The organism is Nitratireductor sp. CH_MIT9313-5 (assembly GCF_037029545.1).
GTDB lineage: Bacteria > Pseudomonadota > Alphaproteobacteria > Rhizobiales > Rhizobiaceae > Chelativorans.
This window is the reverse complement of record NZ_JAYMER010000011.1, coordinates 491,161-516,834: the sequence shown is the minus strand read 5'-3', so window position 1 is coordinate 516,834 and position 25,674 is coordinate 491,161. Positions and strand designations below refer to the sequence as shown.

The following is a 25,674-nucleotide window of genomic DNA, read 5'->3' as shown; positions in this document are numbered from 1 at the left end:
CCCCCCCCCCCCCCCCCCCCCCCCCCCCCCCCCCCCCCCCCCCCCCCCCCCCCCCCCCCCCCCCCCCCCCCCCCCCCCCCCCCCAAAGGCAACTGTGACCTGACAGAAAGCGGTCATTAGGGTTAAGCCAAGCCCAGCCTCAGACCCCCTCATACCATAGCACTTCAACCAACCGCCAAGTCTCACCTCACAGGACCACTTTGCAACGATTACGAAAAATCGAGCTCTACTGAGCCGTCACTACCCGCTAGTTTCGTCCTCTGACTTCGGTTGGTCGAATAGTGGGCCGATGTCTTCAACGACCGCACTTTCGATAGATTTTCCAACTTGCTTTGCCGCCACAGACGACACCCAACCCTCAGCAACGCTAGACCTATCAATCCCTGAGAAATCGAGGAGGACACCAAGAAATGATTTTTCCTCTGCTGGCAGATCATCGAAACCCAGAAGGTCAGCGCTAAACGCGCGGAGCTCTAGAGACCTTGCAAGCCGAAACAACCCGTCCGATTTAAGATTCTTCAAGATATGGTCAGCAATAATTTCTGCCGGAATTTTGGAAAAGTCCAATTTTATTGCTTGCGAAACAGACTGAGCGACCGCGCTACCGTTTGGTGCATATCGTTCAATAAGTGCCGTAGCGATTCTCACCTTTTCCAAGCCCCGACTCTCATCCTCTTCACCGTATCGAATGACGTTCAGCATCGTTCTCCGGCGTTCATCGGCTGACTTGAATGACACTTTGGTAAGCGAGAAATCGAGCGCGATCGCAGAAATAGAAGCAGCAACATAAAGCAGACGCAAATTGACTTCTGCACCGTTTGATTTTGGGTGACAGAATACCAGTGCATCCGCAAATCCGGCGACATGCTCTAACGCTCTGTTTACCGTGCCGCCTCCGAAACGATCAATAAGCGCAGCCTTTAAGTCACCGTACGCGTTCTGTGTTTCCTTGGTGCGTCGAGACTTGTCGAAGTCTCTAATCTTAGTCAGCATCTCTTCTTCAGAAATTCTATTAGGCAGCAATACTCTGTCGCTGTCGGCCATTCGTTTGATATCGGCCCCATCCAAGACCGAGAGGCCCAGGCGCCTTGACATTTCCTTAAGCAAAGGCCTTGTGTCGGTTGTGGCAATGTATGCACCCTCGACTTCTAGCAGTTCGTAGAGTCCCTTTGTCCAGAAAAGACGCTCAACGGCCTTGGGCTTTGTTTTGGACTTGGCGTCCACGATTTGTCGCCTCCGAGACGACCCGGTCGGTCGCTCATATAGCCAAATGTCAACATCGGTCAGATCATCTCCATCAATGCGCAAAGGCACACCGCGTACCGCGTATACGCCCGCACGGATAAAATATGCCCGAAGCAACTCCTCCAGTTCATATCCTTTTTTGCCGTTCTTAGCGGTCATCATAGCCCCCTTCCGCCACGAAGGGCGCTGAGGATGTCCTGCGTTTGACGCCTGCTTGGCTTGGACTGACGTTTTCGCAAGGATTCCCTTGCCTTCTCCGGCGCTAAGTATCCCGACATAGGCGCATTTGGGAGGCCTCTAATGGTTTCCGCGTTGGCATCACCGCGGCGGAGAACCTCAAGTGCCAATTGGCCGATTTCGATCTTTAGCAGTTTCATGCTGAACATCCCGCTACGGGCCGGAATCAGTTTGACAACTCTATTCTGTTCAAGCACGCGATAGTCAGCACCAATCGCGGTTGCCGGTCCAATTGTTCTGCCGCTGATGAGTGCGCCCAATATCCAGTCCACGCTTTGAATCCGACCCTGCGAAGATGGACGCAGGTTCATGCCATACGCCAAGGCAGAGACAAGCGACTTCGCCATATCAAAACTGTCATCGATTAGGGGGTTAACGAACTTATGGAATGCGCCGGGCAGAGTGATGAAGGCGTGTTCACCTTCTTCATTTGAGACAGTATTGACCTCCAAAACTCCGGCCGCTTTTAGTTTCTCAAATAGCGGCGTTCCAAGCCGCGTCTCAATGGTCGTCGCCATTAGGCATCCCGAAGTATTGAGCATCTCTGTTACTTCGGTCAATTTTGTTTGTTCTGCGCTGCTAAGCGAGCTTAATACGGTTGCCGACTTAGTCACGCTGTCGCGCTTGAAGAGGTTTCCGTTGAATAGAAGGGTATTGGATGGGTCATCCCCTTCAGCGTCAACAAAGCCAATTTCACTGGCGCGCCTCAGGAAGTCAGCCGCATCGGCGCTTTTCATCTTGTAGGTGTCGCCAACGAATTCTTGCGCCTCTGAGAACAGCACGGGTGATCTGGATGCAAGTTCACCAATTTCAACGGCGGCAATTTCTCTGGACGTGGGGGACGCATCGTCGAAAATGTCCGAAGCATGCCCAAGCACACCTCTGGTGTTGATGCCCAACACCTGCACTTCATCTGATGATGTATCGATCAGTCTCCTACCTTGCAGCAACTTAAGATAGTGAGGCAATTCGGTTCTGACGTTTAGATTTGCCGATTTCGCAATTGCCTCAACTTCAGCCTTTTTCAAATTGTCTTCTTCGGCTGCACCCAAGCGCATGAGCAATTCAGCGGCTTTGCCGGACTCATCCAAAATGGAATACTCAGCAGGAGCTGCCACATCCATAGAAATTTTTCTGGCATGGTGGACAATCCATGCGCCTTTAGTCTCTTTATCTGAACTCGAAGTCATTTTTCCGCTCGTTACAGTTACGCCATTGCATGGTGTAATAGGGAGCCCTGCAACCTACTATAGAAGCACTGATCACCGAAACCAACGTCCGCAAAGCCGGATGCGAGCGCAGCATAGCGACAATCTGTGAAGGGCTGTTGTGGGCCGGAATCGTCAGCGCATCCAGGGTCGACGAATGTCGGCAAAGGCCAGCCGGAGAAAGCAAGACGACGTCCTCTTACGGCCCCATCCCAATACGCTCCCGCCAAGCTTCCAGCCAACATCACAGCACCACCACAGAAAATATCCCCCCAATTTTATCCCCGCCCTGAAAGCCTCACCTATCATCCCCCCATCGCCCTTGTCGGGAACCGGGTCCGGAGCCGGGGATCAGGAAGGGCGGCGGCAGCCTCCCCCTTGGGCATCGGTGGCTCAAGGCTTGTGAGGGCCCGCGACAGGCCGGCGGCCGGTCTCATGACCGGTTGCGGAGAAACCGCTAGGGCGAGACCCGCCCGAGTGATCGGCCAATTGTCGGGACAGCGGCCGGACGGGCGGCTTGAGGGTCGCATTACTACTTAAGACGCGCGACGCTTTGGCCGCCCGTCTTCCCGAACCTGTTCACACCCCGGCGGCGAAACCGTGCGGGAGCGGAGGCATGCCCCATGGAAAGCCGATTGAGCCCGCATCTTGAGCCACGCTACTGCGGAAGCCGGAGGGTGTCCGGGACCCATTGGAAGAACATGCAGGGCGCGGCCCGGGTCTCGCTCCCGCGCCAGCGGCAGCCGGTCCCGCTTTTCCATGAGGAGTTCGCGCAGCACCCCCCTCTGGTCTGCCGACCATCTCCCCCTCAAGGGGGGGAGATCACGCGGAGATATGGATGCGCCAATCGCCAGGGGCTCAGGAAGAGCGCGAACATCGCCGCGAATGATCTCCCCCCTTGTGGGGGGTGAAGAGCGTTTGGCCAGCGGCCAAGGAAAAGCCAACCACTTGGCTTTTCCAGCGATGAACGCGCGAAGCCGTAGCGGAGCGCAGCCTGGCAAGGCAGAGGGGGGGCTGCGCCGTTACTGGAGGAAGAACACGCCGCCCGCCCTTCATCCGCGCGCGTGGAGAGGAGGTGAAGATGACGGACGGGCGGTAAGCGTGCCGAATGAAATGAAGCAATCCCCCCTCGCTCGTCATCCTCGGGCCCGACCTGAGGATCCATGCCGCTCGACCAAACCCCGTCCGCAAGGTCACGGAATGGATCCCCGGATCAGGTCCGGGGATGACGAAGGTGGAAGGGTCGGCGTGGAGAAAACGTCATCCCCAGATGCATACGCCAAACCACCCACCCCGCCCTTCTCCCCATCCCCGAATCCGCCTAAAATCGCTGCCATGACCACAGCCCCCCGCACCATTCGCCAGTTGACCGAGACCGTGATCAATCAGATCGCCGCTGGCGAGGTGATCGAGCGGCCGGCGAGCGTGGTCAAGGAGCTGGTGGAAAACGCGCTGGATGCCGGCGCGACGCGCGTGGAGATCGCCACCGCCGGCGGGGGTCTGTCGCTGTTGCGGGTCATTGATGATGGTCACGGCATCCCGCCCGACGAAATACCGCTGGCCGTTTCGCGCCACTGCACCTCCAAGCTGTCGGACGATATTCACGCGATCCACTCGCTGGGTTTTCGTGGCGAGGCGCTGCCCTCCATCGGGTCGGTGTCGCGGCTGACGCTGCGCTCGCGTACGGCTGAGGCGGATTCGGCCAATGAGATCACGGTGGATGGCGGCAAGGTCGGTCCCGTGCGCCCGGTTGCGGCCAATCGCGGCACGACGGTGGAAGTGCGCGACCTTTTTTACGCCACGCCTGCGCGGCTGAAATTCATGAAGAGCGAGCGGGCGGAATCGAGCGCGATCACGGATGTGATCAAGCGCATCGCACTTGCCTATCCCGATGTGCGTTTTTCGCTCACCGGCACGGACCGGTCCTCGACGGAGTTCGCGGCAGTCGCGCCTGATGGTGACGGGCTCCTGCAGCGCATCGCGCAGGTTCTGGGAAAGGAATTTCCCGAAAACGCAATTCCAATCGATGCGGAGCGCGAGGGCATCGCGCTGTCGGGCTATGTCTCGATCCCGTCCTTCTCGCGCGGCAATGCGCTCAACCAGTTCGCTTATGTGAATGGTCGCCCCGTGCGCGACAAGCTGATCGCGGGAGCCATACGCGGGGCCTATATGGATGCGCTGCCGCGCGACCGGCATGCGGTTACCGCCCTCTTCCTCACACTTGATCCGGAACTGGTTGACGTGAATGTGCATCCCGCCAAGGCCGATGTGCGCTTTCGCGATCCCGGCCTGGTGCGCGGGCTGATCGTGGGTGCGATCCGCCATGCGCTGGAAATGAGCGGCATGCGGGCGGCGACAACGGGTGCCTCGGCCATGATGGACAAGTTCCTGCGCGCGGAAGCACCTGCTTCCCACTCGCCGGCTGCCTACCGTCACGACTACACCGCTCGCCCGGGCGAGCCCTGGCGCGCGGAGACCTCGCCAAGCCGTCCGCTTGAAGCCGTAACACCCGTTGCTGCCGGTTTTGCGGAACCACGGCAGGCGACATTCGAAAGCGCGGTGACGCCAAGTGCCGATGCGCGCGCAGCGACAATCGAACCCGAACCGGAAGCGCTGAAGCATCCGCTGGGTGCGGCACGCGCGCAGGTGCATGAGAACTATATCATCGCACAGAGCGAGGACGCGCTTGTCATCGTTGACCAGCACGCGGCGCATGAGCGGCTCGTCTATGAGGCGCTGAAGCAGGCCATCCATTCGCGCCCCCTGCCCTCGCAGATGCTGCTTCTGCCGGAGATCGTCGATCTGCCGGAAGAAGATGCCGAGCGCCTTGATGCGCATTCGGCGTTCCTCTCCAAGCTCGGCCTGGGGCTCGAGCGCTTTGGTCCCGGTGCCGTGGCGGTGCGTGAGACGCCTGCCATGCTGGGCGAGGTTGATGTGCACAAGCTCGTGCGTGATCTTGCCGATGAGATCGCCGAAAGCGACACGGCCGAGACGCTGAAAGAGCGCATCGACCATATCGCCGCCACCATGGCCTGTCATGGCTCGGTGCGTTCCGGGCGGCGGTTGCGGGCGGAGGAAATGAACGCCCTTCTGCGCCAGATGGAAGCCACACCCGGCTCCGGCACGTGCAATCACGGGCGGCCGACCTATATCGAGTTGAAGCTTGCGGATATCGAGCGACTTTTCGCGCGCCGCTGAGCCGGGTTGATTTCCAGCCGATTTTGTGGCGCAAGAAGAGCGAAAAACGAGGCGTATCGACATGAACAGGTTTGAAGGTCCCGGCGCGCGCGAGGCGCGCATCCGCTACCTCGACGGCGATTTCCAGGTCCTGAGCCCAGGCGGCTTCGTGCGTTGCGCGGTGACCGGCGACCCGATCTCGATCGAGGAGCTGAAATATTGGAGCGTCGAGCGCCAGGAAGCCTATGTCAACGCGCAGACATCGCTTGCGCGCGAGATCGAGATGAACCCGGAGCTGCGCAAGCGCGGCTGATCCACGTTCAGCTTCCGCGCTGCTTCAATTTTCGCTGGCGTGCCGCATTCATTGTCTCGCGTATGATCGCGGCCGGTGTTTCATTGGTTTCGAACCGCGCTTCTACCGGCAGGACGCGGAGTTTCGCGGCAAATTCGCGAGCATCGGCAGTACCGCTGGTCAGGCGCACCATGTCCTTTTCGGTGGTCACAAGCTCGGCCCCGTGTTCCCCGGCCAGTTCTTCCAGATCCGCAAAATCTTCATGAGAGAAGGCGTGGTGATCGGGAAAGTCCCGGGTCGCGACGACTTCGGCTCCCAGCTCTTCCAGCGTGCGATAGAATTTCTGCGGATTGCCAATGCCCGCGAACGCGGCCACACGTCTGCCGACGAGGTCATGACCCTCAAGGGGGCGGATATGCGCGGCTGCGACCGGACGGCCAGCGCGAGAGGCGCGGCGCACGACACGGGCGGCACCATCGCCCTCGCCGATCGTCAGGATCGCTGTGGCAAAGCGGAGCTGTTCGACAAGCGGTGCACGCATCGGCCCACCGGGAATGACATGGCCGTTGCCAAGACCGCGGCGGGCATCGACCACGATCAATGCGTAATCCATGTGGATGCGCGCGCTCTGGAAGCCATCATCCATTATGATGAAGTTGCATCCTTCCTGCAGAAGACGCATCGCACCGGCAAGGCGATCGGGTGTGACAACCACGGGTGCATGCCGTGCCAGAAGCAGCGGCTCGTCGCCCACATGGCGCGCCGTGTCGTGTTCAAGGTCCACGAAATGCGGAGCCGAGAAACTTCCGCCAAAGCCCCTGGACAGGAAACCGGGTTTAAGATTCTGGCGCTTGGCTTCATGTGCAAGCGCGATACAGACCGGTGTCTTTCCCTCACCGCCCACCGTGAGATTGCCGACACACAACACCGGCGCCATGACCTCCTGACGCGGCGCCTTGCGCATTCGCCAAGAGGCGACGGCACCGTAGGCAAGGGAGAAAGGCGCAAGCGCCCAGGCGCGCCAATCGGGCTTTTCCCACCAGAACGGAGGGGCTTCGCTTCCCGTACTCACCGCATCTCGTCCCTGTGATTGCCTTCCAGGCGAGCTTGCAGAATCAGCGGGTGGATATAGGGCTCCAGCGCTGTCAGCGTACGGGTGAGCGCGCCGGACATCTCCGCCACAGTCGTGTGGCCCGCTGCCATCATGCCCTTGCGCTTTTCCTCATTGTTGAGAAGGAAGTTGACCGCCCCAGCCAGCATCTGTCCGTCGCGCACCAGACGCGCACCACCGCCATTGATGAGCTTGCGATAACTGTCGCGGAAATTCTGGACATTGCAGCCGGAAAGAACAGCCGTATCCAGCATGGCCGGTTCAAGCGGGTTCTGCCCGCCTTCTCCGGTCAGGGAGCGACCGACAAAGGCGATCTCCGTCAAACGGAGGTACAGACCCATTTCGCCAATAGTATCGCCAAGTAGAATATCCGTATCAGGCCCTATCCTCTCGCCGCCCGTGCGGGTGGCAATCTTGAGGCCCAGTTCCCGAAGCTCTTCCTTGACCGCTTCACCGCGTTCGGGATGGCGTGGCACAACGATGCTCAAGAGGCCGGGATGGCGACGCTTGAGTTTCAGATGCACCTCGCCTGCAATCTTCTCCTCGCCATCATGGGTCGAGACGGCGGCCCAGGTCGGACGGTGGCCGATCGCTGCGCGCATCTGGCTCAGAGCGACATCGTCAACCGGTGGCAGGGCCGTGTCCACCTTCAGGTTGCCGGATACCGTTACAGGTCGAGAGCCAAGCTTGCTGAAGCGCTCGCCGTCGACCTCCGACTGCGCGACGACGTGGGAAAGGTTCTCAAAAAGCGCCTCTGCCAGATAAGGTCGCTTGCGCCAGTTCTCGAACGATCGATCCGACATGCGCCCATTGACCAGCACCTGAGGAATGCGCCGTGCGCCGAGCTCCAGAATGGTCATCGGCCAAATCTCGGATTCGGCCATGATCGCCAGGTCCGGACGCCAATGGTTGAGAAACCGGCTTATGGCAGGCTTCAGGTCGAGCGGCACATACTGATGAATGACCCGATCACCCAATCGCTCGGAAGCGACCGAGGCCGAGGTTACTGTTCCGGTGGTAAGAACGATATTGATGCCGCCGGAAAGCAGGTGCTCGATCAGGCCAAGTACCGCAACAGTTTCGCCTACGCTGGCAGCGTGTACCCAGATCAACGGTCCATGCGGGCGCGGGCGGCTTGGCCGGCCATAGCGCTCATGTCTACGCGCACGATCTTCCTTGCCCTTGTTGACCCGCCAGCCGATATAACCGCCAATAAGCGGATAGGCGGCAGCCCCCGCCAGCCGGTAGGTGGCTAGTATCGCACGGGCCCAGACTTCACTCATCCGGCGTCTACAAGCTGGTAGGCCTTGGCGGTCGCTTCATTGAGCGATGCCGTAACCTCCTGCCGCTTGGCCTCCATGGCCTCGTCATCGGCGTCCGCAGACACAAAGATCGGCTCACCAAGCACAACCGCACGTCGGCCGAAAGGCAGATTGATGGTTGTCTTGTCCCAGGTTTTCTCCAGCACCTTGCGGCGGCTGGTGGCGATTGCGACGGGGACGATGGGGCGGCCCGACAGGCGTGCAAGGGTCACGATGCCAAGCCCGGCCTGACGGGGCGTGCCATGCGGGATATCCGCGATCATCGCAACATTGCAACCCTGATCGATGGTTCGCTTGAGCTGGATGAGCGCACGCGCTCCACCCTTCTTGGCGCTGTGGACGCCCGCGCGACCACCGGACCCACGCACGGTCTCGAAGCCAAGTTTCTCGGCCACCAGCGCATTCAGCTCCGCATCCGCACTCTTGGAAAAGAGGGCAACCAGCCGGTGCTTGCGTGGATTGATCGACGGCCCGAGTATGTGCTGCCCGTGCCAGAGCGCGGCAATGGCCGGCGAGAACTCGGCGATTGCCGGTTCGACATCAGCAGACCCCTTGACCGGCGGATTGGTCCAGGCGACGAAACGGATGGCCTGCGCCATGATGGAGGCAATAACCTGCTTGACCACCCGCGAACGCGCGAGTGGCTTGCGGATGCGTCGCCATAGCGTTTTCATGGGGCGCACGCGCGGCGTATCCTGCCCAACCTTCATGACCGGCGCAGCCGCCGGGGCCTCTTCTTGCATGCGTGTTCAGCCTTTGTCGATCGTTCCACTGTCGGGATCGAGCAGGCGATGCAGATGCACTATGAAATAGCGCATATGTGCGTTGTCCACTGTCTCCTGGGCCTTGGCACGCCAGGCTTTCTCGGCCGACTTGTAGTCGCCGTAGATGCCCACGATATCCAGCCCATCCAGGTCGCGGAAAGTCGCGCCCTTCAATGATTCAAGTTCGCCACCGAAAACCAGGTGGAGCAACTGCTTGTTTTCTTTTTCCTCAGCCATGGCACCCATCATACCTTTTTTCGGATAAGATTATGGCAATCCGCGAATATTCGTGGGGCTCATGTAGATGAATTCACTGGTTTTTGAAAGCGTGCGCGACGATTTCACGTCTTCGGGGCCTCATTGCGCGCAACATGTGCAAGTGCCTCGACCATGTCGTCCAGAAATGCCCCGCTGCCGGCGGCCAGTGCTTCCAGCTTGTGTGATGGCCCCGCATAGCGGGGCCTTCTGCCATTGCCATCCCGCACCTCGCCTCCTGCTTCGGAAAGCATGAGATCCGCTGCGGCAAGATCCCAGTCATGGGCGTTCGGCTTCACGAAGGTCGCGTCCATCGTGCCCCGCGCTACAAGTGCGATCCTGTAGGCCAGCGACGGCACATAGGGATGCGCGTCTATCAACTCGCGCGCTTCTTCCGGCAGGGCCCGGATCATCGGGTTTGGCCCACCCACGACCAGGCGGTCGCTGCGGCTGCGCACCGTCATGCGCCTGCCGTTCACAAAGGAGCCTTCGCCCAAAGCTGCCGTGAAGTGCTCCTTCTTCGCCGGACATTCAAGCACGCCCGCAATGGTGCGGCCATTCTCGACAATGCCGATGCTGACACACCATACATCACGCCCGTCGATATAGGCGCGTGTCCCGTCGATCGGGTCCACCACGAAGGTACGCGGTGCCTTCAGCCGTTCAAGATCATCGGCTGTTTCCTCCGACAGCCAACCATAGTCAGGCCGCGCGCGGCTAAGCACCTCGCGCAGAAACTTGTCCACGGCGAAGTCGGCCTCGCTGACGGGCGAGGTGCCACCCTTCATCCACACTTCCGGGTTCTGCCCGAAATAGCGCATGGCGATTTCACCGGCCTCACGCGCGGCCTGCGAGATCAGTTCCAGATCCTTTGTGGCGGGGATGTTGTCACTCACCTGCAAGGGTCATGCTTTCAATCATGATGGTTGGGGCGGCTACACCGTAATTACGATCAAGATCGCTTGCCGGCTGCATCGAAAGGAACATGTCCTTCAGGTTCGAGGCAATTGTCACCTCAGATACGGGATAAGCCAGCTCGCCATTCTCGATCCAGAAACCTGCGGCGCCGCGGCTATACTCTCCGGTGACCAGGTTGACGCCCTGACCGAACACCTCTGTCACGTAGAAACCGTTCTTTACATTGGCGATCATGTCTTCGGGCGCCATGGTGCCGGGCTCGAGGGCAAAATTGGTCGCGGACGGGTTGACCGAGGTGCCACCGCGCGAGCCGCGACCATTCGTCTGAAGACCCAGCTCGCGTGCGACGGAGGAGGAAAGAAGCCAGTGCGCAAGCACACCGTCTTCCACCATTACCAGTTTCTCGCCCAAAACACCCTCGCCGTCGAAGGGGCGCGAAGACTGGCCGCGCTTGCGCAGCGGGTCATCGGTGATGGTGATTGCGTCTGAGGCGATCTTCTTGCCCATCATGTCGCGCAGGAAGCTGGTCTTGCGGGCAACCGACGCACCATTGATCGCACCTGCCAGATGACCTGCCAAGCCGCGCGCCACGCGCGGGTCGTAGATCACCGGATAGCGACCGGTCGGCACCTTGCGCGCGCCAGTGCGGCGGGCGGCACGCTCGCCTGCGCGTCGGCCGATTTCTTCGGCAGAATCAAGATCGGCAAAGTGCAGGCGCGAGGAGAAGTCATAATCGCGCTCCATGCCCGTGCCTTCGCCAGCAATGACGCTGACAGAGCGGGAAAAGCGGCTGGCTGTATAGTGGCCGACAAAGCCTTCGGAGGTAGCCAGCACAAGACCGCCGGAGCCCGCACTTGCACCGGCACCAGACGAGTTGGTTACGCCGGGGACCGCCAGAGCTGCCTCTTCGGCTGCCAGGGCATCTTCCAGCAGGCGCTCGGGCGAAACCTGCGTGTCGTCGTAGAGATCAAGATCCGGAAAATCGGCAGCCAGCCGATCCTTCTCCACGAGCCCCTGATAGGGGTCGTCGGGAGATACACGTGCCATGGCGACCGCGCGCTCTGCCAGCATGGTCGGGTCCGAATGAACCGTTGCACCGACGCTGGCGACCTTCCGGCCCACGAATACACGAAGCGACATGTCGTCGCTTTCAGCCGATTCGGTTCCCTCGACCTTGCCAAGGCGCACCGATACGCCGTGGGAGCGGGAGCGCACGACAACGGCATCCGCCGCATCAGCGCCAGCCTTTCGCGCTGCTTCCACCAGTGCCTGAACACGGTCGAGAAGCTGTTTCTGGTTCGCGTCGTCAGCCATTTGCAACCCAATATCTTTCGCAGCCGAGGGATGGAGTGCGTCTGCGGTGCAGACCTGAAATGCGCGAGAAGCGCGGGACAGATTGAAACCTTCCATTTATGGTTCAATGCCGGCAAGCGCAATGCTCGCCTGATGAAGGAACCGTCGCAGCTCGTCGCGGTTCCGCTGATGCGACGATGAAAAAGCGAAGGGTTCAATGGAAGACGCAAGCCACAGCCTGACCTATTGGGAACCCCTTCTGCTGCTTGTCGGCGCGGTGATTGGTGCCACCTTGTTCAAGCGATTGGGCTTGGGAACGATCCTTGGTTATCTGTTGGCTGGCGTGGCCATTGGCCCCGTGGCGCGGCTGATTTCGGACGGAGAGGAGCTGCTGCATGTTGCCGAACTCGGTGTCGTGCTCCTGCTGTTCATCATCGGCCTTGAGCTCAACCCATCGCGTCTGTGGGCCATGCGTCGCCACATATTCGGTTTAGGCTTTGCTCAGGTTTTCCTCAGCGGCGCGGTCATCGCTCTTTTGGCGGCGATTGGCCTCGGCCTGTCCTTCCAGTCATCGATGATCATCGGCTTCGGCCTAGCCCTGTCATCAACGGCCGTGGCTGTTCAATCCATGGAAGAGCGTGGCGTGTTGAACCAGCGATACGGCCAGACCGCATTCTCGATACTTCTCTTCCAGGACATATCGATCGCGCCACTGCTTGCTCTGGTGCCTCTCCTTTCGCCGGGCGGCGAAGGGGTTGAGGCGATGAGCCTCGCAAGCTTCGGCATTGCCATTCTTGCTGTTGCCGCGCTTATCCTTTGCGGGCGCTACCTGCTCAACCCGATGTTCCGGCTGATCGCAAGCTCCGGCGCAAGAGAGGTGATGATCGCGGCTGCATTGCTTGTGGTGCTGGGCTCAGCCTCGCTGCTTCAGGTCGCGGGACTTTCCATGGCGCTGGGAGCGTTCATTGCAGGCGTGCTGCTTGCCGACAGTTCGTTCCGACACGAGCTTAGCGCGAATATCGAACCCTTCCGCGGCGTGCTGCTTGGCCTGTTCTTCATGGCAGTCGGGCTATCGCTCGACCTCAATGTCGTGATCGAAAACTGGCTGATCATTCTCATCGCAGTACCCACACTCATCGCCACGAAAGGTGCAATCCTCTATGGATTGTGCCGCGTATTCGGAAGCAGCCACGATGACGCCGCGCGGGTTGCAGGTCAGCTCCCGCAGGGCGGAGAGTTCGGCTTCGTGCTTTTCACTGCCGCATCTTCGGCACTGATATTCTCCAGAGAAACCGCGTCACTTCTCATCGCGATCGTCACGATCTCCATGGCTCTCACCCCCTTGAGTGTCGCGCTGGGCGAGCGCCTCGTCGGGGAGGAAGATCCAGACGAGATGGAAGAGGATTTCGCTGGAGCCGGTGCAGACGTGATGATGATCGGCTTCTCCCGCTTCGGGCAAATCGTATCCCAGATACTGCTTGCCGGCGGCAGTGACGTGACCATTATCGACCATTCGGCAGCGCGTGTGCGGCTGGCGGAGCGCTTTGGCTTTCACATCTATTATGGTGATGGACGCAGGCGCGAGGTTCTGGAAGCGGCAGGCATTCGAGATGCGAAACTGGTAGCGGTCTGCACCAATGGGCGCGCTTCGACGGATGCGATCGTGGACCTCATCAAGGCGGAATATCCGCATGTGAAGCTTTATGTGCGCTCCTACGACCGCGCGCACACATTGTGGCTTCGCCAGCGCGATGTGGATTACGAGATTCGCGAAACGCTGGAGTCTGCCCTGCGGTTTGGCCAGGAATCGCTCGAGGCGCTTGGAACGGACACGCAGACAGCCGAGGCCATTATGGAAGATGTGCGCAAGCGTGACGAGGATCGTCTTTCCATACAGGCCGTGGAAGGTCTGACTGCGGGCAATGAAAAAATGCACACGAAGCCGGTTCTGCCCGAGCCGCTGATCAAACCGCAACGCGAAAGCCGCATCCTGAACCCGCAGGAAGAGGAGACGGCAGAAAAGCAGGCGGACTGATCAGGCGCCGTGTTTTGCAGCCGCGGTGAAGGCCGCGTCTATCGCGCGCTTCAGTTCCTCTTTCAGTCCTGCCGTTTCCTCCATGATCGCGTTGATCTTGAGGAAATCCAGCACGCGGAAGCGGGAAACCGGCGGACGCAGCAGGATGTCGGGTCTGCGGCTTTCCAGCTTCATTGCGATGATCGACTGCATCATGAGCTGTGTGGCGCCGAACATCATCTCGACGGTGGTCGGCACCTTGGCGCTCGTCTTGCTTGGTGCGCCGACAACATCAATCGCAATGACCAGATCGGCCTTGCCTTCTAGAATATCGAAGGGCACGGGATTGTAGATGCCGCCATCGATCAACAGGCGGCCATTACGCTCCACGGGGCAGAATATCGCGGGCAGTGCCGCCGAGGCTGCGAGGCTGGAGACCAGATCGCCCTCGGAGAGAACCGCAAGGCAGTGGCCGTAATAGTCGGTTGCCGTGACGTGAAGCGGTATCTTCAGCTCCTGAAACGTCTCTGGGATCGCTTCGGGAAGAAAGGCGCCGACCACGCGGGGCGCGTTGAACTGGCCAAGACGCAGGCCGCTCTCCATCATCTCGGAGAAGGTCGCCGGGCGGGATCGCCAGACGCGGGCAAGCACTTCCGCGCGTCGTGACAGGATGGAGCGGGCATGCTCCTCAATATCCTTGCCCGACAGGCCGGATGCCATGCCAGCGCCCATAATCGCGCCGATGGAGGAACCTGAAATCGCGGTCGGGCGAAGGCCCAGTTCGTCCAATGCCTGGATCGCGTGAATATGCGCCAGCCCGCGCGCGCCACCGCCACCAAGAGCCAATGCGATGCTGGGTGTGCTTCCGACCTTGTCCGTCACGCGACCAATCCTGCTTCGTTTCCTGCCCGGATTATCTAGTGCAGGAAGATTAACACGTCCTGTTCGCCTCCGGTCGTCAGCTCAGCCAAGTCCGCAGAAGGCGAGCGTGGTACCGGAATAGTCACGCCGTTCATGCAGAACGAAGCCTTCCGGCGGCTGGAAAGGCGTATCCGCCCCTTCTTCCACCACGATGAGGCAACCTTGCGTCAGCCAGCCGCCGTCGCGGGCAGCCGCCAGCGCCTGTTCGCCATAGCCCTTGCCATAGGGCGGGTCGGCGAAGACGAGATCGAATGGCTGTATCGTTCCCGCAGGTCCGAGACGGGTGGCGTCGCGGCGAAAGATCTTGGCCACGCCCTGCAGGCCGAGGGCCTCGATATTTTCGCGGATGATGGCGCGCGAGGAGACGGCTTCCTCCACAAAAAGCGCATGGTTCGCGCCGCGTGAGATCGCTTCGATGCCCAGCGCGCCGGTTCCCGCGAAGAGATCGAGTACGCGCGTGCCCTCAAGGCTTTCCGGATAGCCGTGCTGGAGGATGTTGAACAACGCCTCGCGTGCGCGGTCGGTTGTCGGTCTGACAGCCCTGTCAGCCGGAGAGACGAGCCGCCGGCCCTTGAGCCTGCCCCCTACGATGCGCATCATCCGCTGCCCCTATTTTCGTTCAATCCCGGTCGCGCCTGCGGCCTGCACCTGCGGGCCTTCCCTTGAAGCCGGGATTGCCGTCCTGCTTCTTCGCGAAAGACGGCTTGTCCTTGCCGAAGCCTGGCTTGCCATCCGGCTTTCCGCGCTGGGAGCGTTCTGTCTGACGCTTTGGGCGGGCTTCCGCCGCTTCCATTTCTTCCTTTTTCTTCTTGCCTACGGGACGGGCACCCGGTGCCATCCAGACATTCGAAGAGCGGCTACGCGGCGTATAGGCCTCGGTCTTTTTGGGGCCGCGGGTTTTCTCGCCGCGTGGTTCTCCATCGCGCGGGTTGCGGCCGGGTTTGGTCTGCAGGCGGTCGCGCAATTCCTCGCGGCGCTCTTCGCGTGCCTTCTTGCGGTTGAACGGCTTGCGAGCGTCATCGCGATCAGATGCGGGCTGCTCCACGCGTGGCTTGCGCTCCGCCTTCACCGGCTTGTTCGAGAAAGGCGTGGCGATTGGCGCATCGAGATTGGCACCGGCTTCTTCCAGAAGCCGCTCGCCAAGCTGATCGCGCAGCATCTTGCCCTTGATTTCCTGAACCGCACCTTCGGGAAGAGCGCCCAACTGGAAGGGACCATAAGAAACGCGGATGAGGCGTGTCACCTCGAGGCCGATGGCGCCGAGTACGTTCTTCACTTCGCGGTTCTTGCCTTCGCGCAGACCAACGGTCAGCCAGGCATTGGAACCCTGCTCGCGGTCGAGCGTGGCCTCGATGGCCCCGTAGAAGACGCCATCCACCGCTATACCATCGGCAAGACCTGCAAGCGCGGTCGTGTCCACCTTGCCATGGACGCGCACACGGTAGCGGCGCAGCCAGCCGGTGGCAGGCAGTTCGAGAATGCGCTTCAACCCGCCATCATTGGTCAGAAGGATCAGACCCTCGGTGTTGATGTCGAGGCGACCGACAGTCATCAGACGCGGCAGGCCAGCGGGGAGGATGTCGAACAGGGTGCGCCGGCCCTCGGGGTCGTGGCTCGTCGTCACCACGCCGGAGGGTTTGTGGAACAGGAAGAGGCGTGTGCGCTCAATCGCCGGCAGCGGGTTCCCGTCAACCTCGATGCGATCGCGATCGGTTACGGTGAAGGCTGGCGTTTCGAGCACCTTGCCGTTGACGCTCACACGTCCGGCAGTGATCATATCCTCGGCCTCACGGCGCGAAGCCACACCGGCGCGCGCGAGACGCTTGGCGATACGTTCTGCCTCGCCGGCCTTGGCTGACACGCTGAGTGACGCTGCATCACCCGCAGCCTGTTCCGCGCGCTCGCGCTTGCCCGGACGCGGCGGGTTCTTTTTCCAATCGCGCTTCGGTTTGTCACTCCCGGCGCCGCGCGCGCCCTTGGGGCGGTCGCCATGAGGCCGGTCGCCAAAGGTCCGCTCACGCTTGGGTCCATCGCCTCCCGGACGGTCAGATCTCGGTCGCTCGTCCTGGCGCGCCTCGTCCCTGGCGCCCTTTGAGGCTGACTTGAAGCGGGGCTTGTCGCCATCTCGCTTCTTGAAGTCACCGCCCTTGAAGCCTTCGCGCTTGCCACCTGGTTTGCCTTCGGGCTTTCCGCTCTTGCGCGGACGGTCTTTGTCGTTTCTGTCGTTCTTCATTGTGGCCTTTGCCTTTCGAGGCGGCTAGGTATCAAGTCGTCTTGCGGCTTGCGAGTGAAAAATTGAGCATGTTACGCCCCGATCAACGCCAAAGCCCCATGGAAATCGCTCTTGCGGAAGCGCACGCTGCGGCTTCTCGCGGCGAAGTTCCGGTCGGTGCTGTCATCATGCGCGAGGGCCGGATCATCGCACGTGCAGGCAACCGTACGCGCGAACTCAACGACCCCACCGCTCATGCGGAGATACTCGCCATCCGCGCCGCCTGCAATGCACTTGATGCTGAGAGGCTGAATGATGCGGATCTTTATGTGACGCTGGAGCCTTGTGCCATGTGCGCAGGAGCGATTTCCTTTGCCCGCATCCGGCGGCTCTATTTCGCAGCCAGCGACCCCAAGGGCGGCGGTGTGCGCCATGGCGGCCGCTTCTTTTCGCAGCCGACCTGCCATCATGCACCTGAGATCTATGACGGCATAAACGAGAGCGAGGCGGCTGAACTGTTGACCTCGTTCTTCCGGCAGAGGCGCGACTGAACCGCCTCCGCCGTCATCATTACATCCAGGGGATGAGACGGCGCAGACCACCCGTGTTTTCGGCTGTTGCCTTGCGGCGCTTGCGCTCCTTCTTGGCTTCATCCTCGCCAAGATCGCCAACGGGAGCCGTGTCGGACGGCTGGCGATAATCAACCGGTGGCTCGCTCAGATAGCGGCGCGTGTTCGGGCTGCCCTGGCGAGCCATTGCCTTGCGGCGCTCGATTTCAGCCTTCTGCTCGGCGCGAGACAGCGGAGAGACGGCAGGGCCGACCTTGTCGTCGCTGTAATTCACATCGCGCACGATGTTCGGGCGGTAGAACTGATTGTTCTGATTTTCCGTTGCCTCGGCGCGAATGCGCGCCAGACGCTCTTCAGGCGATTCCGGCCAGGCCGGATTGGCTTCTGCAACATCGTCCTGCGGTGGCGGCAGCACTTCCGTTGAAGGCGGCTTCACGATGCCCGGGCGCGGTGCGTAGGAGATATTCTGCTTGTCCTTGGGCGCCAGCGACAGAGCACCTGTCACATCTTCCAGAAGCTGCTGCTCTGCAGGCGTGCCCGTGCCATAGGTGGTGCCACCACAGCCGGCCAGCGCCAGCAGTGAGACAAGGCCGAGACCAGCGCCGATACGGCCGATCTGCATTTCGCCGCGAAGTTTCATCAGGTCGAACTCCTGTCAGGGCGGATAGCGCAATGCTGACCCCTCGCCCGTTACTCAAGCGCCACGTGTATAGAGCATAGCTTATGGCAAAAAAACGTCCCGCCGCTCTTTTTACAGAAGCGGCGGGAGCGAAGCAACGGGCGCGTTAAGGCGATTGACTCGACTAAAGACGGCCCAACGCCTTCAGTTCACGCAGTGCTTCGGCGTCGCGGGCAGACACGTCCGGGAATTCCGGATCGGTACCCACGTCATCCGTGTAGCGCCAGGAACGGGCACATTTCTGACCGCTGGCGCGGCGGAACACGACCGCTACATCCTTTACATCTTCGGAGACGAACGCATCGGCAGGTGCAGCGTCATCCCGGATTTCAATGCCGGAGGTGATGCAGATTTCGGCCATGTCGCGGTCGGCGATGGCTTCGCGCAGGCTGGCATCCGTCACGTGGACAATGGGGGATGCTTCGAGCGAAGAGCCGATGACCTTGTCCTTGCGCTGGATTTCAAGCGCGCCGGTAACGGCGCGTCGAACCTGGCGGATCTTGCGCCATTTCGCGGCAAGCGCCTCATCCTTCCAATCCGAGGGCACGGTCGGGAACTGCTCCAGATGCACCGATTCACGCTCCGGATAACGCTCAAGCCATGCCTCTTCAGTGGTGAACGGCAGCACCGGGGCAAGCCATGTTACCAGACAGTCGAACAGCTTGCGCACCACCTGAAGCGAAGCCTTGCGGCGGGTGCTGGAGGGCGCGTCGCAGTAAAGTGCGTCCTTGCGGATATCGAAATAGAAGGCCGACAATTCGATGACCATGAAGTCGAGCAACTGACGCACGACGCGCTTGAAATCGAAATTGTCGTAGCCTGCGCGCACCACTTCATCGAGTTCGGCAAGGCGATGGAGCATCAGGCGCTCAAGCTCCGGCATCTCGGCCACCGGAACATCCTCGCCTTCGTCATGAGCCAACGTGCCGAGCATCCAGCGCACGGTGTTTCGGAGCTTGCGGTAGGCATCGACATTGGTCTGGATCACGTTCTTGCCGAGACGCTGATCTTCCCAGTAATCGGTGGTGGCCACCCACAGGCGCAGGATATCAGCACCCGACTGGTTGATGATCTCCTGCGGGACCACCGTATTGCCAAGCGACTTCGACATCTTGCGGCCGTCCTCGGCCATGGTGAAGCCGTGGGTGATGACCGTGTCGTAAGGCGCGCGGCCACGTGTGCCGCAGCTTTCCAGAAGCGAGGAGTGGAACCAGCCGCGATGCTGGTCGGAGCCTTCGAGATAGACGTCAGCCGGCCATTTCAGGTCCGGCCGGTCTTCCAGCGTGAAGGTGTGCGTGGAGCCGGAATCAAACCAGACATCAAGGATGTCCATGACCTGGGTCCACTTGTCCTTGTCGTCGCGGCCTTCAAGGAAGCGATCCTTGGCACCATCGGCGAACCACGCATCAGCGCCTTCGGCCTCGAAGGCTTCCAGAATGCGCTTGTTGACGGTCTCGTCCTGCAGGATGTTGCCGTCTTCATCGGCAAAGACACAGATCGGCACACCCCATGCGCGCTGGCGCGAAAGCACCCAGTCCGGACGATCCTCGATCATGGCGCGCAGACGCGACTGGCCGGCGGAGGGCACGAAGCGTGTCGTGTCGATGGCCTTCAGCGCGCGGTTCCGAAGCGTGTCCGGCTGATTTGCGCTCACGGCCGCACGCTCGCCCTGCTCGCTGGCCTCCGCGTGGGCGGGCGAGACTTCGCCCGGCGTCCGGTCGGACGCTCGGTCCTGCTGCGCAAGACCGTAACCGCCAAGCTCCTTGTCCATATAGACAAACCACTGCGGCGTATTGCGGAAGATGACCGGCTTCTTGGACCGCCAGGAATGCGGGTAGGAGTGCTTCAGCCGTCCGCGCGCAAAGAGCATGTTGCGCTCGATCAGGGCCTCGATCACGGCCTTGTTGGCGTCGCCCTTCTTGCCCTTGTCGTCGATCACCCGTGCCGGACCACCCTCACGGTCCGGACCGAAGCCCGGCGCGTCCTTGGTGTAGTAGCCCGCATCATCGACGGGGAAGGGAATGGTCGGGTCGATGCCGCGCGCTTCGAGTTCAGCACGACCGTCCATCCAGGCGTCAAAGTCTTCACGACCATGGCTGGGTGCGGTGTGCACGAAACCGGTACCGGCGTCGTCCGTCACGTGATCGCCTGCCAGAAGCGGCACGGTGAACTCATAGCCACCGCCGAGGCCTTTCAGCGGATGGTGAGCAGTCATATGCTTAAAGGTTCGCGCAGGCACATCGAACAAGCGTGACGCAGTTACCTTGGCTTTCGCAAAGCACTCCTCAGCAAGTGCGTCGGCAAAAATGAGCTTTTCACCGGCTTGAGGACCGAAGTCGTTTTCAGCCTCGGTGATCTCATACAGTCCGTAGGAAATACGGGTAGAATATGCGATTGCTCGATTGCCGGGGATCGTCCAAGGCGTTGTCGTCCATATAACGATAAACGCTTCACGCAGCGCTGTTTGTTTTTTAACAACCTCGTCCGTGAGCTCCGTAAGCTCAGGATCTTCAGGAGAAACCCAAGCTGCCTCTGAATAGATGGCGTTCGCCACCGGGAACTTCACCCAGATCATGTCGCTCTCGACATCCTGATACTCCACCTCGGCCTCAGCCAAAGCCGTGCGCTCGACGACCGACCACATGACCGGCTTCGAGCCGCGATAGAGCTGGCCGGACATGGCGAATTTCAGAAGCTCGCCGGCGATGCGGGCTTCCGCATGGTAGTCCATGGTGAGATAGGGCTTTTCGAAGTCGCCCACGACACCGAGGCGCTGGAACTCCTCCGACTGGATCTTAATCCAGTGGCTGGCAAATTCTCGGCATTCCTTGCGGAACTCGTTGACCGGCACTTCGTCCTTGTTCTTTCCCTTGGCGCGGTACTGTTCCTCGATCTTCCACTCGATCGGCAGGCCGTGGCAGTCCCAGCCCGGCACATAATTGGCATCATAACCGCGCATCTGGAAGGAGCGGGTGATGATGTCCTTCAGTGTCTTGTTGAGCGCGTGGCCGATATGGATATTGCCGTTTGCATAGGGTGGGCCGTCATGGAGGACGAATTTCTCACGTCCCTTCGCGTCTTCGCGAAGGCGCTTGTAGAGGTCCATCTCCCCCCAGCGCGCGACGATCTCCGGCTCCTTCTTGGGCAGGCCCGCGCGCATCGGGAAATCGGTCTGTGGCAGATTGAGGGTCTTTGAGTAATCGAGCTTTTCGGACGTGTCGGTCATGGTCTCGCCGTGAGAATGCGAAGGCAGATGAGCCTCGCCTGTGCCAGTCTCGCAGGCCGCCATCAGCCTGCGCGCGCAAATCCCGGACCTTCCGCAGCCCTCAGGCCGCCGGGAAGGCCGGGCCAATAATTCGTATGAAATTCGTCTTGTGGCCGGCGCGTATGGTCATGGCCCGCGCTTTTAGCCGAGGCTTGACCAAGAATAAAGCCTTGATTGCCACGCTTCAGCTCCGCTCGAACGCGATTTGCAGATCAAGAGGCGATAGCGGCTCAACCTTCTGCAGGATGGCGCGCGCAGTCTCCTCGTCCCGCTTCATCTGCTCGGTCAGTGCTTCGAGCCCGTCAAATTTCTCCTCGCCCCGCTGGAATGCGAAAAGCGAGACGGCGCAGGTTTCGCCGTAAAGGTCATCCTCGAAGTCGAAGAGATAGGTTTCCAGAAGCGGCGCGCCGTCTTCATCCACGGTCGGGCGGCGGCCGAAATTGGCGACACCGTCGTATAGGCTGCCATCTGCCCGGCGGAAGCGAACGGCGTAGATGCCGTGGGCAAGATCACTTGCCGGCGACAAGGCCATGTTGGCGGTCGGAAAACCGAGCGTGCGGCCAAGCTGCTTGCCACCAATGATCTCCGCCTCCACCGTAAAGCGATAGCCCAGGAGCCCGTTGGCTTCCGGCAATTCTCCCTGCCGCAACAGTTCGCGGATGCGGCTGGAAGAGATAGTGTTGCCGCCTTCATCGCCGAAAGCGTCGACGACAGTTACGCCAAAACCATTCGCCTCTCCGGCTCGGCCAAGCGTTTCAGGCGTGCCGCCGCGCGCCTTGCCGTAGTGGAAGTCGAAACCGGTGACGACATGCCCTGCTCCAAGGCCCTCCACCAGAACACGCTCGACAAATTGCTCCGCCGTCAGACCGGAAAAGCTCGCGTCGAACGCCTGCTCGACAACTGCATTAAAGCCAAGGGCTTGCAGGAGATGCGCCTTCGCCGGTGCCGGCGTCAGCCTGAACAGTGGCCGGTCCGGCTGGAAGAATGCGCGCGGATGCGGCTCGAAGGTGAGCACGATTGCAGGTCTTCCCTCGCGACGGGCGATCTCCAGAGCTCTTTCCAGCACCGCCTGATGGCCGCGATGCACGCCGTCGAAATTGCCGATGGCAATGACCCCGCCGCGCAAAGGTCGCGGCAGTTTGTCATAAGCGGTGATGCGTTCAATCCGCGCGCCCACGCCGCACCTATTTCAGCCGGTGAATGCTGGCGACGGGATGCAGCGCGTGCTTGTCGAAAAACGCCGCCAGCTTTGCCTTGTCGGGAGCGCCATCGACATTGTAGTCGGCGCCGTGGATACCGGCAGTGACGAAAAGAACGTCAATGCCCGCATTCACTCCGCCCTTCACGTCAGTCAGAACGCCATCACCGATGGCCAGAGCCTCCGAGCGGTCGAAGGTTGTGCCCGCCAGCTCGCCTGCCGCCTGCATGGCCGCTTCGTAGATCGGAGCGAAGGGCTTGCCCGCGATCAGCGTGCGGCCGCCCAACAGACCGTATTCGCGCGCCAGGGCGCCGGCGCAATAGACCAGCTTGTCACCACGCTCCACCACAATGTCCGGATTGGCGCAGATGAAGGGCAGATTGCGCGCGCGCAGGCGCTGCAGAATTTCCGCATAATCCTCCGGGCCTTCGCTCTCATCGTCTTCCAGACCGGTGCAGACGACGCCCGCAGCCTCGAATTCTTCCACGAGTTCCACATCCAGCCCGTCATAAAGCAGCGTGTCGCGCTCCGGCCCAAGGTGGAAGATGCGGCGCGGGCCTTCTTCGATCAGCTTGCGGGTCACGTCGCCGGAGGTGACGACCTTGTCCCAGGCATCATCGCGCACACCAAGGCGCTCAAGCTGCTCGATTACCAGCGGGTGGGGCCGCGGGGCATTGGTGATGAGGATCACCTTCTTACCGGCTGCGCGCATGCGCGCCAATGCATCCACGGCGTCAGGAAAGGCAGACACACCGTTGTGCACGACACCCCAGACATCGGAAAGAATGACCTTGTAGGGCTCGGCAATCTCTTCCAGACGGTCGATCATGTTCACGGGGTCGGCCATCGGTTCTCCATCAGGTGATCGGTCTTCGGTTCGGGCTGGACGGCAACAGGCATTAGCCCATGGGCCCTTTCATGTCACCCATCTTCACGGCTTGCCCGATATGAGCAATCGCAGCCTGCGCTTTAACCATTCATCCACCAGCAGGCGAACTTCTCCAGCGCGATTAACCACTTCCTATAAGAGAAGGTTGATCTTTCAGGGCAACGTTATTGGGGGTTAATGCCATGTTGCTCAAATTCCTGCGGGACGAGCGCGGAAACTACGCGATGCTGACAGCCATCGCCATGGTTCCCATCATGGGGTGTCTTGCGCTTGCCATCGACTATACCGAGGCCAGCCGCCAGAGGCAGGCAACGCTCAATGCGCTTGATGCGGCAGGTATTGCGACAGCGGTCGAGATTTCCAGAGGTGTAAGCGACGAGGAGGCGGAGCAGTTCGCGAAAGACTTCTTCGTCGCCAATCTTGGCCCGGTGAAGCCCGAAAACACTGAACTGGATGTCGACTTGCCGGACATGACCACCGGTGGCGGAACGCTGGTGCTGACGGCAGACCTCAAATACAAGCCTTATTTCTACCCGGCGTTTCAGGCGCTGCGCAAAGCTTCTGGCTCCGGTGAAACCGATATGGCTTTCAGCGCGCGCAGCGAAATTCAGCTCAAGAACACCATCGAAGTGGCCCTTGTCCTCGATAATTCGGGCTCCATGGACTACAAGGGTTCGGGTTCGGGCAAGAAGCGCATCGACCTCCTCAAAGATGCTGCAAAGGAGCTTGTCAGCACGCTTTCCCAGCAGGCCGGTTCGATGAAGCAGATCAATGCGCCTGTTCAATTCGGCGTGGTGCCGTTCGCCGCATCCGTGAATGTAGGGACTAAGTACAAGAACGCATCCTGGATGGATACCGAGGGCCGCTCTTCCATTCATCATGAGAATTTCGACTGGTCGGACATGTCCAGCGGCAACAAGCAGGTCGTGAAAGAAAGCGGTGTTTGGAAGAAGAAGGGCAAGGGTTGGCCGAAAAGCGAGCAGAACACCACAGTCAGCCGGTTCACTCTTTTTGATGCCACCACAATACACAGCTGGGCAGGCTGCGTTGAAATCCGCCCGGGCGACTATGGCCTGAATGATGCGGTTCCGACATCTGCAAATCCTGACACGCTCTTCGTGCCGATGTTTGCTCCCGACGAGACTGATGAGACCTGGTATTCGCGTCCGGCAAACAACAACTGGTGGAAAGACTACGACTACAGCAGCGAGATCGACGACCAGGCGCGGATGAAGAAGTATTTCGATCCGACCAAGGCGCGTCTTGATACAAGCGCCATCGGCCCGGGCAAGGGACCGAATCTTTCCTGCACAACGAAGCCCATCACGCCACTGACCGATGTCGCCACCAAAGAGGGGCTGAAGACCATCGAAGACGCGATTGACGACATGCAGGCAGGCGGTGCAACCAATGTTCCCGACGGTCTCGCGTGGGGTTGGCGCGTTGTTTCCGGACCGGAGCCTTTCAAGGCACGTCCAGAAACGGAGCGCGGAAATGACAAGGTGGTTATCGTGCTCACCGATGGCGCCAACACCTATTACCGTCCGGATTCGATAACTGCACAGCCCTATTCAGGGTCCTATTACCGCTATGGCGGCAATGACCTGGCCAACAATCGCTCGGTTTACTCAAGCTTCGGCTATGCACGCAACAAGGACGGCAAGAGCCGCATCTTCGAGAACACGTCGGTCAACAAGAGCGACTTTTCCAATTCCAACTACACCAAAGCCATGAATGACAAGATGGCGGAGGTGTGCCGGAATGCGAAGACGGATGGCAATATCATCATCATGGCTGTCGCGCTTGACCTTGATGAGAAGGACAAGACCGACAAGGCGCAGATCGACGGCCTGAAAGACTGCGTTTCCACATCGCGCTTCCGCACCGATGGCAATGGCAATGCCGCCAAGCTGTTCTGGAATGCGACGGGGGCGAACCTTTCGGAGAAGTTCAAGGAAATTGCCGACGAGCTCTCCAATCTGCGCATCGTCAGCTAGGAACCCATGCGCGGCAGGCAGAAGGCTTGCCGCCCTCACCCTTATCGGTTAGACCAGCCGCGCCCTTTCCCGGGCGCGGTTTTTCACATTTTCAGGCGGAATTTCGAG

General features: G+C 60.4%; 20 protein-coding genes. 5 read left to right on the top strand and 15 right to left on the bottom strand.

Features of this window, described 5'->3' with window-relative positions; translation table 11 throughout:
* Window positions 1-240: 240 nt before the first annotated feature.
* Together WA367_RS06470 and WA367_RS06465 are read right to left on the bottom strand one after the other, a co-directional pair.
* Window positions 241-1,407 carry a hypothetical protein gene (locus tag WA367_RS06470; protein ID WP_336055955.1) on the bottom strand — a complete coding sequence of 389 codons (1,167 nt, stop codon included), beginning with the start codon at window positions 1,405-1,407 and terminating at the stop codon, window positions 241-243.
* The gene (locus WA367_RS06465) at window positions 1,404-2,672 is read right to left on the bottom strand and encodes a hypothetical protein (RefSeq protein ID WP_336055954.1); all 1,269 of its coding nucleotides are present in this window, start codon (window positions 2,670-2,672) and stop codon (window positions 1,404-1,406) included. Before WA367_RS06465 ends, WA367_RS06470 begins: the two co-directional genes overlap by 4 nt.
* Before the next feature lie 1,353 nt (window positions 2,673-4,025).
* On the opposite strand from WA367_RS06465, the gene mutL reads away from it, so the two are divergent.
* Window positions 4,026-5,888, top strand: a complete 1,863-nt coding sequence (mutL, locus tag WA367_RS06460) for a DNA mismatch repair endonuclease MutL (protein WP_336055953.1) — start codon at window positions 4,026-4,028, stop codon at window positions 5,886-5,888.
* Window positions 5,889-5,949: 61 nt separating this feature from the next.
* Window positions 5,950-6,180: a DUF2093 domain-containing protein gene (locus WA367_RS06455; protein ID WP_336055952.1), complete on the top strand. Its 231-nt coding sequence runs from the start codon at window positions 5,950-5,952 to the stop codon at window positions 6,178-6,180.
* Window positions 6,181-6,187: 7 nt separating this feature from the next.
* On the opposite strand, the gene lpxK is transcribed toward WA367_RS06455, so the two are convergent.
* The 6 genes from lpxK to WA367_RS06425 all read right to left on the bottom strand — a co-directional run bounded on the left by lpxK (window position 6,188) and on the right by WA367_RS06425 (window position 11,843).
* On the bottom strand, window positions 6,188-7,231 hold the full coding sequence (gene lpxK / locus WA367_RS06450) for a tetraacyldisaccharide 4'-kinase (RefSeq protein ID WP_336055951.1): 1,044 nt from the start codon (window positions 7,229-7,231) through the stop codon (window positions 6,188-6,190).
* Entirely contained in the window at window positions 7,228-8,553 is a 1,326-nt protein-coding gene (gene waaA / locus WA367_RS06445) for a lipid IV(A) 3-deoxy-D-manno-octulosonic acid transferase (RefSeq protein ID WP_336055950.1), read from the bottom strand. Before waaA ends, lpxK begins: the two co-directional genes overlap by 4 nt.
* The gene (locus WA367_RS06440) at window positions 8,550-9,335 is read right to left on the bottom strand and encodes a lysophospholipid acyltransferase family protein (RefSeq protein WP_442935548.1); all 786 of its coding nucleotides are present in this window, start codon (window positions 9,333-9,335) and stop codon (window positions 8,550-8,552) included. The genes waaA and WA367_RS06440 overlap by 4 nt, the downstream gene beginning before the upstream one ends.
* Window positions 9,336-9,341: 6 nt before the next feature.
* A complete protein-coding gene (locus tag WA367_RS06435; protein ID WP_336055949.1) occupies window positions 9,342-9,593 on the bottom strand; it encodes a DUF4170 domain-containing protein in 252 nt (83 codons plus the stop codon).
* Window positions 9,594-9,697: 104 nt separating this feature from the next.
* On the bottom strand, window positions 9,698-10,507 hold the full coding sequence (locus WA367_RS06430) for a 3'(2'),5'-bisphosphate nucleotidase CysQ (protein ID WP_336055948.1): 810 nt from the start codon (window positions 10,505-10,507) through the stop codon (window positions 9,698-9,700).
* A complete protein-coding gene (locus WA367_RS06425; RefSeq protein WP_336055947.1) occupies window positions 10,500-11,843 on the bottom strand; it encodes a TldD/PmbA family protein in 1,344 nt (447 codons plus the stop codon). The genes WA367_RS06430 and WA367_RS06425 overlap by 8 nt, the downstream gene beginning before the upstream one ends.
* A 196-nt stretch (window positions 11,844-12,039) precedes the next feature.
* Between WA367_RS06425 and WA367_RS06420 the strand changes: the two genes are divergently transcribed.
* On the top strand, window positions 12,040-13,857 hold the full coding sequence (locus WA367_RS06420; protein ID WP_336055946.1) for a monovalent cation:proton antiporter-2 (CPA2) family protein: 1,818 nt from the start codon (window positions 12,040-12,042) through the stop codon (window positions 13,855-13,857).
* Here WA367_RS06420 and WA367_RS06415 read toward each other — a convergent pair whose 3' ends face one another.
* The 3 genes from WA367_RS06415 to WA367_RS06405 form a co-directional block, all read right to left on the bottom strand.
* Complete coding sequence (locus tag WA367_RS06415; RefSeq protein WP_336055945.1) at window positions 13,858-14,718, bottom strand: patatin-like phospholipase family protein; 861 nt, start codon at window positions 14,716-14,718, stop codon at window positions 13,858-13,860.
* A gap of 81 nt (window positions 14,719-14,799) precedes the next feature.
* Window positions 14,800-15,354 carry a 16S rRNA (guanine(966)-N(2))-methyltransferase RsmD gene (rsmD, locus tag WA367_RS06410; protein ID WP_336056055.1) on the bottom strand — a complete coding sequence of 185 codons (555 nt, stop codon included), beginning with the start codon at window positions 15,352-15,354 and terminating at the stop codon, window positions 14,800-14,802.
* A 22-nt stretch (window positions 15,355-15,376) separates the two neighbouring features.
* Entirely contained in the window at window positions 15,377-16,990 is a 1,614-nt protein-coding gene (locus WA367_RS06405; protein ID WP_336055944.1) for a pseudouridine synthase, read from the bottom strand.
* Between the two features lie 68 nt (window positions 16,991-17,058).
* On the opposite strand from WA367_RS06405, the gene WA367_RS06400 reads away from it, so the two are divergent.
* A complete protein-coding gene (locus tag WA367_RS06400; RefSeq protein WP_336055943.1) occupies window positions 17,059-17,520 on the top strand; it encodes a nucleoside deaminase in 462 nt (153 codons plus the stop codon).
* A gap of 19 nt (window positions 17,521-17,539) precedes the next feature.
* Here WA367_RS06400 and WA367_RS06395 read toward each other — a convergent pair whose 3' ends face one another.
* The 4 genes from WA367_RS06395 to WA367_RS06380 all read right to left on the bottom strand — a co-directional run bounded on the left by WA367_RS06395 (window position 17,540) and on the right by WA367_RS06380 (window position 23,527).
* Complete coding sequence (locus tag WA367_RS06395; protein ID WP_336055942.1) at window positions 17,540-18,178, bottom strand: hypothetical protein; 639 nt, start codon at window positions 18,176-18,178, stop codon at window positions 17,540-17,542.
* A gap of 163 nt (window positions 18,179-18,341) precedes the next feature.
* A complete protein-coding gene (gene ileS, locus WA367_RS06390) occupies window positions 18,342-21,443 on the bottom strand; it encodes an isoleucine--tRNA ligase (RefSeq protein WP_336055941.1) in 3,102 nt (1,033 codons plus the stop codon).
* 223 nt (window positions 21,444-21,666) lie between these two features.
* Window positions 21,667-22,659, bottom strand: coding sequence for a bifunctional riboflavin kinase/FAD synthetase (locus WA367_RS06385; protein WP_336055940.1), 993 nt, complete (start codon window positions 22,657-22,659; stop codon window positions 21,667-21,669).
* Window positions 22,660-22,666: 7 nt separating this feature from the next.
* On the bottom strand, window positions 22,667-23,527 hold the full coding sequence (locus WA367_RS06380; RefSeq protein ID WP_336055939.1) for a TIGR01459 family HAD-type hydrolase: 861 nt from the start codon (window positions 23,525-23,527) through the stop codon (window positions 22,667-22,669).
* A 224-nt stretch (window positions 23,528-23,751) separates the two neighbouring features.
* Between WA367_RS06380 and WA367_RS06375 the strand changes: the two genes are divergently transcribed.
* Window positions 23,752-25,566, top strand: coding sequence for a pilus assembly protein (locus tag WA367_RS06375; RefSeq protein WP_336055938.1), 1,815 nt, complete (start codon window positions 23,752-23,754; stop codon window positions 25,564-25,566).
* Window positions 25,567-25,674: the final 108 nt, after the last annotated feature.